This is a genomic window from Herpetosiphonaceae bacterium (assembly GCA_036374795.1).
Classification (GTDB): Bacteria; Chloroflexota; Chloroflexia; order Chloroflexales; family Kallotenuaceae; genus LB3-1.
In genome coordinates, this window is sequence record DASUTC010000300.1 from 1 (window position 1) to 10,245 (window position 10,245).

At 61.8% G+C, this 10,245-nt stretch carries 11 protein-coding genes; 6 read left to right on the top strand and 5 right to left on the bottom strand.

Features of this window, described 5'->3' with window-relative positions; all coding sequences use genetic code 11:
• The 5 genes from VFZ66_23330 to VFZ66_23350 all read left to right on the top strand — a co-directional run.
• Window positions 1-126, top strand: a 126-nt coding sequence (locus VFZ66_23330; protein ID HEX6292140.1) for an IS3 family transposase, incomplete at its 5' end; no start/stop codon positions are given.
• A gap of 172 nt (window positions 127-298) precedes the next feature.
• Window positions 299-550, top strand: a complete 252-nt coding sequence (locus VFZ66_23335) for a hypothetical protein (protein ID HEX6292141.1) — start codon at window positions 299-301, stop codon at window positions 548-550.
• A gap of 329 nt (window positions 551-879) precedes the next feature.
• Window positions 880-2,025, top strand: a complete 1,146-nt coding sequence (locus VFZ66_23340; protein HEX6292142.1) for a transposase — start codon at window positions 880-882, stop codon at window positions 2,023-2,025.
• A gap of 45 nt (window positions 2,026-2,070) precedes the next feature.
• The gene (locus VFZ66_23345; GenBank protein ID HEX6292143.1) at window positions 2,071-2,301 is read left to right on the top strand and encodes a DUF433 domain-containing protein; all 231 of its coding nucleotides are present in this window, start codon (window positions 2,071-2,073) and stop codon (window positions 2,299-2,301) included.
• Complete coding sequence (locus VFZ66_23350) at window positions 2,279-2,605, top strand: DUF5615 family PIN-like protein (GenBank protein HEX6292144.1); 327 nt, start codon at window positions 2,279-2,281, stop codon at window positions 2,603-2,605. The genes VFZ66_23345 and VFZ66_23350 overlap by 23 nt, the downstream gene beginning before the upstream one ends.
• A 78-nt stretch (window positions 2,606-2,683) precedes the next feature.
• On the opposite strand, the gene VFZ66_23355 is transcribed toward VFZ66_23350, so the two are convergent.
• Window positions 2,684-3,316, bottom strand: a complete 633-nt coding sequence (locus VFZ66_23355) for a hypothetical protein (GenBank protein HEX6292145.1) — start codon at window positions 3,314-3,316, stop codon at window positions 2,684-2,686.
• 640 nt (window positions 3,317-3,956) lie between these two features.
• Here VFZ66_23355 and VFZ66_23360 point away from each other — a divergent pair.
• On the top strand, window positions 3,957-4,595 hold the full coding sequence (locus VFZ66_23360; GenBank protein ID HEX6292146.1) for a carboxypeptidase-like regulatory domain-containing protein: 639 nt from the start codon (window positions 3,957-3,959) through the stop codon (window positions 4,593-4,595).
• Here VFZ66_23360 and VFZ66_23365 read toward each other — a convergent pair.
• The 4 genes from VFZ66_23365 to VFZ66_23380 form a co-directional block, all read right to left on the bottom strand.
• Window positions 4,495-5,721, bottom strand: coding sequence for an RHS repeat-associated core domain-containing protein (locus VFZ66_23365; protein HEX6292147.1), 1,227 nt, complete (start codon window positions 5,719-5,721; stop codon window positions 4,495-4,497). The genes VFZ66_23360 and VFZ66_23365 overlap by 101 nt on opposite strands.
• Before the next feature lie 984 nt (window positions 5,722-6,705).
• The gene (locus tag VFZ66_23370; protein ID HEX6292148.1) at window positions 6,706-7,785 is read right to left on the bottom strand and encodes a hypothetical protein; all 1,080 of its coding nucleotides are present in this window, start codon (window positions 7,783-7,785) and stop codon (window positions 6,706-6,708) included.
• 72 nt (window positions 7,786-7,857) lie between these two features.
• Window positions 7,858-9,360: an FG-GAP-like repeat-containing protein gene (locus VFZ66_23375; GenBank protein ID HEX6292149.1), complete on the bottom strand. Its 1,503-nt coding sequence runs from the start codon at window positions 9,358-9,360 to the stop codon at window positions 7,858-7,860.
• 118 nt (window positions 9,361-9,478) lie between these two features.
• A partial coding sequence (locus VFZ66_23380; protein HEX6292150.1) for a polymorphic toxin type 44 domain-containing protein occupies window positions 9,479-10,245 on the bottom strand: 767 nt, incomplete at its 5' end.

Consider the following 10,245-nt stretch of genomic DNA (forward strand, 5'->3'; position numbering starts at 1 on the left):
GCCATTTTTGAGTACATGGAGGTGTTTTATCATCGACAGCGGCGGCATTCGGCACTTGGCTACCTGAGTCCCGCTGAATATGAAGCTCGCTCTAGCGAGCTACCAGCCCCAGCACAGGTAGCATAACCATGTGTCCAGCAACCTGGGTGAAGCGCACTACCGTCGTTCACTATGTGCGTGTTCAACCGAACAACGTCTGGCGGCTGCCTGCCGGGATGTGCGGATCGTTCCCGCATCCTGGTGTCTTCGCCGCTATTTCTTGACATAACAATGCTCCTTCATCGTGGGGGAACACATCGTGGCTCGGCTCGAAGATTTCGCACGTGGGATTGCGATTCGCGGGATCGTCCTGGATGGGCTGGTGACGGTCATCGACGTAACCTGGCATGGCGCGGCGGCGATCACCCTGACCTACAAAGAGGCCGCCGGGCGGGTCAGCCAAGAGTTGGTCTTCCGCGACCGAGAGAACGCGCTTGAGATCGTCGCCGCCGGGCAGCCGTGGAGCTTCGACGCCGATGGCGAGAAGCTGCGAGGCGGAGCTGCCCGATAGAGCGCCGGAGCATGTGGTGCGCACCGTGACGGAGAACTGCCGCACGCTGCGGTTCGACTCCGCCGGGTTTGAAGAGCTGTACCACGTCCTTGGTAACAGCGGCAGGCTTCCGTCCGCAGCGCCATCGTCCGATCGTGCCAGCCGCGCGGTCCCTCATGGGCAATGCGCATGTGGTGGGGCGCTTCTTACGCTCTTGCCAACTCTGATACAATCCATCGTGAGTCCATAGAAAAAGCCGCAGGGGACCGTTTGCTTTAGCTAACGGGGGAATGCGGCAGTATCCTTTCAATCGTGCAAAAACCACAAATATATGGTAGAATATGTGTGTTATGCAGCGCACGATCCGCATCAAGTTGCAGCCAACCGCGGAGCAGGCCACCGCCCTGTTGGAAACGCGGCGGCAGTTTACGGATGTGTTCAACGCGGTCGCAGCCTACGGCTGGCAGGCACGGATCAAAAACGGCGTGACGTTGCATCATGCGCTCTACTATCCCCTCAAAGCCCAGTACCCCGATCTGGTCTCGGATTTGCATATTCAGGCGCGCGTGAAAGCCACCGAAGCCGTTGCCAGCGCCTTGCAGCTTGCCAAAGACCCAGCGCGCACCGTGAGCCAACCGCGTTCGTGGGGCTGTGCGCCGCGCTACAACGTGCATACCTACAACGTGGACTGGCAGACCCAGGTCGTCAATCTGGCAACCGTGGTCGGTCGGCAACGCATTCCCTTCGTGGTGCCGGACTACGCCCAGCGCTACATCGGGTGCGCGCCTGATAGCGCCGATCTGATCCTGCGCGACGGCGACTGGTGGTTGCATATCGTGGTCACCGTGCCTGCGCCCGAGGTGCGGCTAACTGAGACCGTCATGGGCGTCGATCTTGGGTTGGCGCACCCGGCGGTGACGAGTACCCGCCAGTTTCTTGGCAAGCGTCGCTGGAAAGCGATCGAAGGGCGCTATTTCCACCTGCGCCGGGCCTTGCAAAAGAAGGGGAGCACGAGCGCGAAACGCCACCTGCGCCGCCTCCGCCACAAACAAGCGCGGTTCCGCCGGGATTGTGATCACGTCCTGAGCAAACAGATCGTCCATGCCACCCCAGAAGGCAGCACGATTGTGGTGGAAAACCTGACCCACATTCGGCAGCGCACGAAGCAGCGTGGGCGTGAACAACGACGGCGCATGCATAGTTGGTCCTATGCGCAGCTGCGCCAGTTTTTGACGTACAAGGCAGAAGCACGCGGTTGTACGGTGGTCGCGGTCGATCCGCGACATACCTCCCAAACGTGTAGCCGGTGCGGGTATCAAGCCCGCAACAATCGGCGTGCCAGAGGCTGGTTCAAGTGTCGGCAGTGTAGCTACGAGCTGCATGCGGATGTGAACGCCGCCTACAATATTGCTGCCAAGTACCAGGCCAGGAGCGGTACATCTGATCCTGGTGGGCTGCCCGTCAATCAGCCAATCGCATCAGACCTGCGGGTCTAGATGCAAGCCGCCTCGTTCACGGGGCGGTTATTGACAAGGAGTGTCATGATGGCGGAGAAGCAACTTATTCTATCCTCACCCGAAATTTTGGGAGGGACGCCCGTGTTTGCTGGAACCCGCGTCCCAATCAAGAACTTAATTGATTATTTAGAAGCGGGTGACACCCTTGACGAGTTTTTAGACGACTTTCCGTCCGTTAGCCGCGACCACGCTATCCAGGTGCTGGAGTTAGCAAAGGAGGCGTTAGTGTCGTATGCAACGGCGCGTGCTGCTTGATGAATGTCTGCCGAAGAACCTCAAACGTGCGTTACCAACGCATAGCGTCGCTACCGTACAAGAGATGGGCTGGTCTGGGAAAAAGAACGGTGAGTTGATGCAGCTTGCGCACGGTCAGTTCGAGGTGTTTCTCACCAGCGACCAAAACCTGCGCTATCAGCAACATCTTGCCTATGGGGATGTGGGAGTCATGGTCCTCGTCGCGCCAACCAACCGGATCGAGGCACTGCACCCATTAATGCCGCGAGTCAACCAGATTCTCCCGACGATCAAAGCAGGCGAGGTCATTGAGGTTACGCTGTAGCACCTCCCCAGCAGCTTCGATGCTCCTTACAAAGAAATCGGTAGAAAGCCCGCCGCTTGAGCGGTGGGAGTGTCACGTCTACGTGCAATACATGCTGTATCGCCGACCAATCAAGCCCTGGATCTCACCGCTGCGCGTCACGTTGTGTGGCGTTTTTGGCGGCAGCGCAGCTTGAGCGATCGACGGCGTTGCCGTCGCCGCAGCGCCGCTCGTCACGTGCCACAGGTAGCTGGCATCGCCCCCGTTGGGATAGCCAAAGCGCACAAACATGTGCAACAATTGGTCCGCACCCAGCGGCAGGGGATCAAGGCGGACGGTGGTCGGTGCCGCGGGATCGGGCTGTGCGCCATGCCGCCGGGCGGGTTCGCCGCTCCACGGACGCAGGCCGACGCTGACGTGCTCAAGCGGACCCGACCCGATCACCAGCGTGGGTGCTGCGCCCACGGGAATCTGCGCCGTTGCCACGGCGTTCATAAACTCCTCGGTGGGCGCAACGTCGATCGTGCCGTGGCGACCGAGCGTGCCCTCGATCGCCCGGTCGCCGATGATCAGCCACGCCGACGGCGGCCCAGCTGGGTCGTCAATGCTGCCTGTTGGTGCCAGCGGCATACTCTGGTAGGCGGTGACGGCGAAGCGCGCTGAGGGTAGCGCTGCTGACGGCGTGGATGTTTCGGTTGCTGATGCGGATGCTGGACGTGCGCGCTCGACCATCCCGATGCTGCGGTGCCTGCGTGTTGCTCCCCCGGCAGCGCGGGTCCACAGGCGCTAAGGATGCACACAAGCGCGAGACACAACCGTTTGAAATACACCGTGGTCCGTTCTGCTTGGGGGATGGGCCAGACGAAGTGGATCTCCATAGCGCGTCTTTTTTGCCGCTTATTAATTGACTCGCCTGCTATACGACACGCAGCCCTTTGATTGTTGGCGATTGTTTTCCTTAAGGTTCTCGTACAGAAGGCCAAGGACGATCATGCAGGTGATCGCCCGCCGTTCTGCGACGAATCCAGTCCAGTGAACATAACGATCGCAGCAACATGGTAGAGGCAGCTACCTCGTTCGTTCTGACGTGCCTTCTCTGAAGCCACTGGTGTCGCCACCGTACACCGATCAGCAGCCTTGTGGCGGAACCGATGTATCACGTTGCGTCATGTTCACATGAGGTGACAGAGTCACAACGCGCTTCAGCCTGGTCTGTGGTATACGGAGAGGAACTATCTGTCCGCTGCATCGTCCTCGCTTCGACCCTTACACGATCCGTTGCATGATCTGCTCTCGATGTGGATGGTCTGTTCACGTCGAAGCGACGCCGTATCCGCCGGTTCCAGGGAAAGAATCGTGAAGGAGACCCCGCATGTATACCTCATCGGTTCGTCCGCGCTCCGTCGTCGCCATGCGTTTCTGGCTGTTGGTCATCCTGTTCCTGGTATCCACCTTCGTCGCGCCGGCGACGAGCGATGTGCTCGCCGTCAGCTACCAGCTATCCGGCAAGGTGAGCGACCAGTCGGGCAATGGATTAGCGAGTGTTACGGTTGACGTCATCAACCCGACGACGGCTGCAACGGTTGCGAGCACGATCACTAACATCTCCGGCACCTATACGCTCTCAGTCGAGCAAGGCACGTATGATGTGCGGGTGACACCAACGGCTGCGAGCGGGTTCGGGCCAGCAGTTGCACTGGGAAGGACTATTACGCGCGCGACAACGCTCGATTTCGTACTCGTACCGGCTGGAGTCGTCACGCTGAGCGGGAAAGTGCGGGACCCGCTGGGCAACGGCCTGGCAGGTCAGACGGTTGAGCTGGCGCCGGGTGGTGGAGCGGCCAATGTGTGGGTCACGACCAACGCCTCTGGCGACTATGCGCTCCAGGTGGCACCAGGCAATTACTTCCTCAGCGTTTCGGGCGTCCTCCGCCGAGCATGCCGCCTCCCGCGAGCGCAAGCGCCCCACCCCCACCGAGCAAGGAAGCTAAGAGCGCAGCGATCAGGATGATGATAATCAACACGATAATGATAAGCACGAGCACGGCAAGGGCAAACGCGAGGTCGGAAAAGAAATCCCCAATCGAGCGTGCGCTCAGGCCGCTAATATCCTCATACGTGATCGGATTGTTGAGCGCGCAGGCGTAGCGGTTGGTGGAGCCGCTCTGGAAGGGATTGCCCGGCAGTGGATCGGCACTCAGGAAGCGCCCGGTCTGCGCGTCATACCAGCGGGCGTTCATGTAGTACAGCCCCGTGGCGCTGTCGAGGTACTGGCCCAGATACTTGAGGTCATTGCCCTGGTTGCCGCTCTCCTCGGCGGTGCTGCCGAACGCCTCGTAGCGGTAGTTCGTCACCTGGTTGCCCTGCTGGTTCGTCATCCCGACCACGCTGCCCAGGCCGTCGTACTCATAGTAGCGTCCGACGGTATCCTGGTTGGTCGGCGGCGGCAGGAACAGCTTGGCGATCAGCCGACCACTCGCGTCGCTGATATACTCCTCGCTCTTGCCGCTGGCGCCATCGATCTCCAGCAGCGGACGCTGCCCGTCGAAGACGAAGAACGTGCTGGCGTTGCCCGCGGAGCGCGCGATGCGCCGGCCCAGCGCGTCGTAGCTGTAGCGCACGTCGTCGGCCTGCACGAGGCGATTATCGTAGTCGTAGCGGTAGCTGGCCTTGGTGACGCCGAGCTGCGCCTTGTTCAGCAGGTTGCCGTTGCGGTCGTACTGGAAGCTCTCGCCGCCCGCCGTGAGCATGCGGTCTGCCGCGTCGTAGGTGTAGTCGGTCGTGGTGGTCGACCACTGGTTCTGCGCCATGCGCCCGACGGTCTGCCGCACGCGGTTGCCGCCCGCATCATAGGCGAAGTCGAACTGATCGAGCGCGCCCGTGCTGCCGCTGCGGGCAACTCTGGTCAGGTGATTGAGCGCATCGTAGGTGTAGGCTGTGACCACGCCGTCCTTGTCGGTGGCGGTGGCCTTATTGCCGAGCCGGTCGTAGGTATAGCTGAACTGCGAGTCGATCGTATCGCCGCGCCCGTAGTTGACGAGTTGCGTCAGGCGGCTGAGCGGATCGTAGGTCAGCGCGGTGCGCGTGCTGTTGGGATTGGCGACCGCCGACAGCCTCACGCCCGAGCCATCAGTCACGCAGGGACCAGTCCAGGCTGCACCTGGACCTGGTCAGCGCCGAGCGGAGCAGGTCCGTCCCGTTGAATGCGCGCATGGCGACGACATCCGTGCGCGCCTGCATCTCACGCGCGGCACCGGCCGCACGCTCTGTGGCCGGCCCTGTCCGGCAAGTGTCCCACCCGCAGGGCTCACCTATAGTGTGCTGCGCGATTGCGAACACTGTGCGCTTCAGGTCCATCGGCTCGCGCTGAGATGTCCGGCGTGTACCCAGCCGCTCCATCAGGTCGCCGTGGACGGTCTGTGCCTGCGCTGCTCCACCGCGCGGAGGACGCCGTTCTGATGCTGAGGGAATGCTGAAACGCAGGCGGCGTGACGTTCCGAGCAGCACAAACCGCACCCGCGTACCACCTGCAACGACGGTGCGCACGTCCTCACCAGGAGCGGGAACGGCGACGTCGGCGCGGGTGCTCGCTAGACGGTGGCCCGGTTGGGACGACGGACGTGACACGCGCTCACGCTGCGCGTGTGCCTATCCCAGCTACCGCAACAGGGGGACCGAATCTCCAGCACGCCTCCTTCCAGCCGTCTCGGTGGAACCCGATCCGATCCAAGCGGTTCCCGGACGTGCTTCCCGAACGGGAGCAACCAATGGTGCTCCCTGCGGGTTCCGGATCATGGTTTACGCGGGCTCGAAGGCTCCAGTTCGCCGCGACCGGTGATGGAATCTGCTCCGGAGGAGGATGCCACATGTTCATCCGCGGTGGCGGCGCGCAGCGCTCTGCTATGGGTGCAACACGTAGCCGTCTTCCCGTACCTGGTGGTGGGTGTCTTGGTACGAACCAGGACCAGCCCCGTTCCGCTGCTTCAAAGCGGAACGGGGCTGACGATCGGGAGCGGGAACCTAGTCAAGAACCACGCATCGACGACTGGCTGACCACGGCGATCCCCGGATCGGTCAGCTCTGCCGGTCGAACACGGTGACGATGGGCTCCTGCTGCGCGGTCACGGCGACGGAAGGATCGCTAGGCCGACGACCTCGCTGGTCTGCCCGGCCACCACCACGGAAGTGACGTCTTCGCCCAGCGGCGGCAGGGTGATGGCAACCGTGCCGTCCGGATCGGCCTGCGCGGCAAACCTGCCTTCAATCGCTCGGGGCGGCCCGCCCTGCCGGTTGGTCCACAGGGCCAATCGCTCGCCGGGCTTGTAGCCGCGTCCCCGAATCTCGCTTCCGGCGGCAGTAGCAGTCATGGTGAATCTGAGCGGCCCGGTGATCTCCTGACCAAGCTCCAGAAACAGCGGATTTGCCCGATCCTCGCCGTCAGCGCGAACCAGAGTCAGGACGGTTTCGGGCGCGGCGCGGAGGACCAGAAATCGGATCGGTAGGCGGCTGGCCTCGCCCGGAGCCAGCGATCCCAGCGCCAGCGTGATCGTGCCCTGCTCGTCGTCGCGGCTGCGCACCCAATCGCCGTCGCGCTGCGGCGTCACGTCGAGCAGGCGCAGCAGCGCGGGATCGTAGGCGAGGATCGCGTCGCTCGATCCGCTGCCCTGACCAACGTTCCGCCCCTTCGCCCACACGGTCAGCAGTGATCCGACGCGAGCGCCCTGGCTTGGCGTCGCTGTCTGCGACCAGTGAATATCCGCCATCGCTGCGGAAGGCGGCGCGGGCGATCCCGGCGGAGTGGGACAGGGATCGGCGACGAGGACAGTTGCGCTGGTTTGGGCAACCAGGACGCCAGTGCTGAGCTGGTACAGGCTGCCAATCAGCGTATACGTCCCTGAAACGGTCGCATGGCCGCCGGTGACCGTCGCGACCTTGGGCTGTGCGGGGCTGATCCCGCCCTCGTAGACAATGGTACTCGTTCCCGGAGGCTGCTGGTTCACGGCGACCGCATGGGTGATGCGGTAGGTATCGCTCGTTGCGACCTGCGCGGTGATCGTGAACGGCGGAATCGGTCGGCCTGTCTGGTAGCAGGCGCGCAGGCCGCCATAGCTGAGTGTCACGCCGGCCGCCCGCAATGGCAGCCAGCCCATCAGGCCAAGACTGGCGACCAGCGCCGCGAGCAGCACACAACGGCGATTCATCACGGTATCCCTTCTGATGCGAGCAGCCGCGCAGGACCAGCCAGGTGGCACACGCGGCTGCGGCGCGACGAGTTACTGACCGACGATCGGCACGAATTGCTGGTAATTGAAGATGCGCAGATAGGTTTCCGCCACCGGAGCCTGCACGCGCTCACCCTCGACGGCCCGCGCCATGACTCGTTTGTAGACCGGTCGATTCCCGACCTCGGCGGTGTAGCTCCAGGTCGTTCCATCGACCGTCGCCGCTTCCCAGGTCGCGCCACCATCCAGGCTCACTTCCACGACCGACGCGCCGCTGACGGTGCCGCCGATCGTCAGGCGCTGGCCCAGGCTGCGCGTACAGGCGATCGGCGTGGCGATCGTCGCGGTCGGCGCGGCATCACTGTTGAGCAGATAGGTCACGCCCCGGCTGCCATCGGCGATCAGCACGTCCAGCCCGCCATCTTCGTTGAGATCCAGCACGGTCAGGGTTTCGGGACGATACGCGGCGCTGTAGGGCAACTCATATACCTCGTAGGGCGCGAGCGTGCCATCGCCCTGATTGAGGTAGAGCGAGAGCGCCAGCCAGCCGCTATGGAGCGCGATCACGTCATTGTGTCCATCGTGGTTGACATCGGCGACCGCCACGGACTCGGGGATATGCCAGGCGGGCATCGTGATAGGGGTTGTCGCAAACAGGCCGCTTGGCTGCTGAGCAAAGAGGTTGAGATACGCATCGGGCTGGTTGCCACCCGCGCTGACGATCAGATCGGCGCGACCATCGCCCGTGACATCGCCGCTTGCCACGGCATGCGCCGCAAATCCACCATCGGCAACACTGCGCTCACCCGTCGCGGTCAGTGTGTCCCTGACGATCGTGTACAGGCCCAGATGGTTGGTGGTGTTGCCGGTTCCGCGCAGCGCGGCAAGGTCGAACTGTCCATCGTGATTGAAATCGCCGACTGCCAGATCGGTTGCGCCGCCGTTGGCAAACAGCGCCGTCCGTGCCGCGCCAAGCGTGCGATCCGCCGTCTGGGGCAGCACCTGCACCGTGCCGTCCAGTGCGGTAAACGCGGCATCGCGGCGACAATCGGCGGTGAGATCGTCGACCAGTAATGCCTCGGCGTCGGCGGGCAGATCGTGCTGGGTGGGCGCGGCGAGCGTTCCACCGGGCGATCCCGCCGCCAGCGCCAGCTTATTCGCCGGACGCTGGAGGGCGAGCAGATCAGAGCGACCATCGCCGTTGAGATCGCCGACCGCCAGCCCGGATGGAGCGACGAGCGCGGGCAGCGTTTGCGTCACGGTCAGGCCATCGGTCCAGCCCAGCCGGAGCAACTGCTCGTCGGTGCTGACCGCCGCCAACCGCCCACGACCTGCCGACGCGGTTGCCGGCTGCTCCAACGGCAGAATGGCATATGGCTCAAGCACGCCGCTATTGGCAGCCGCCGCCTGCGTGGACAGCGCGCGCTCCGACGACTGAAGGTAAGCGGCGGGCATCAGGCCAGCGGCACTTTTGTGGTGAAGCGGGGGGACGGGTGCCGCTCCCGCCGTGGTGACGGCGAGGAGCGATAGGGTGAGCAGAATGATGAGGCGCATGAAGGTTTACATCCGATCAGGTTATGATCTAACGAATATAGTGATGAGTCTGAAACTCACCTATCGACCCATTGGGTAAAGTTCTTTGTTCATCTCACGTCAAATTTAGGAACCTAAACTAGCGGATAGATGAACACATTCGGGATCGAGTTACATAGGTTCTCCCGAGATCGCGTTGTAATCTTATTCCAACGCCTATTGTCGGCTGATCACGATTAAGTTCATTAGCTAATCTGTTAATAGTTCTCAGACTACCTCCAAACCTGTCGACCAGCCAGTCAGGGATACTACTCAGTATTTGTACGGCCATTGATCCTCCCCTCAATTCAAAAGAACTGAAGCTAGCTAATTTACCTGCATAGCCATAAAGAATATTACCGGGCGCATCAAAATCCATTTCCGTACCACATAATTTGACTCTCCCGGTAGGATTGCTATAGGGCTCTTTTCGTTTAATATCCCAATAGCCACTTGGACGAACATAATTGATGAAGACCTTGTACGCAGTGATCTTTGAGGTGACGAAATCTCGCACACGACGATATGCTCCCCTAAATCTAGGGGGGAGGTGCGTCAGATCATCCAAAAGCCCACTTATACGCCTATTCGCTTTTTCATTAGCGGACTTTGCCTCGTCTGTAGTTAGGCTAAAAAGAGCATTGTTTAACCACCACACAAAGTCATTAGTTACGTTTGGTACTCGTGCGGCAGTATGTGCAACGGTTCGAGAGTTGCCCTGGTATTGAGCCGGTCTAATACCACCTGTACCCCCTTCATCACACGGAATGACCAGCTTTTGACCACGCCGGATCAGATTGGGATGGTTGCCGATCACCTCGCGATTGGCTCTGGCGATCCGCTTCCACGGCACATGGAACCTCGCCC

What these genes read in the sequence shown, in the direction of transcription:
- VFZ66_23355 (HEX6292145.1), bottom strand. Translation starts at nt 3,316, where the DNA reads ATGGTCGAGCGCGCACGTCCAGCATCCGCATCAGCAACCGAAACATCC.
- VFZ66_23340 (HEX6292142.1), top strand. Translation starts at nt 880, where the DNA reads ATGCAGCGCACGATCCGCATCAAGTTGCAGCCAACCGCGGAGCAGGCC.
- VFZ66_23345 (HEX6292143.1), top strand. Translation starts at nt 2,071, where the DNA reads ATGATGGCGGAGAAGCAACTTATTCTATCCTCACCCGAAATTTTGGGA.
- VFZ66_23370 (HEX6292148.1), bottom strand. Translation starts at nt 7,785, where the DNA reads ATGAATCGCCGTTGTGTGCTGCTCGCGGCGCTGGTCGCCAGTCTTGGC.
- VFZ66_23350 (HEX6292144.1), top strand. Translation starts at nt 2,279, where the DNA reads ATGCAACGGCGCGTGCTGCTTGATGAATGTCTGCCGAAGAACCTCAAA.
- VFZ66_23375 (HEX6292149.1), bottom strand. Translation starts at nt 9,360, where the DNA reads ATGCGCCTCATCATTCTGCTCACCCTATCGCTCCTCGCCGTCACCACG.
- VFZ66_23360 (HEX6292146.1), top strand. Translation starts at nt 3,957, where the DNA reads ATGTATACCTCATCGGTTCGTCCGCGCTCCGTCGTCGCCATGCGTTTC.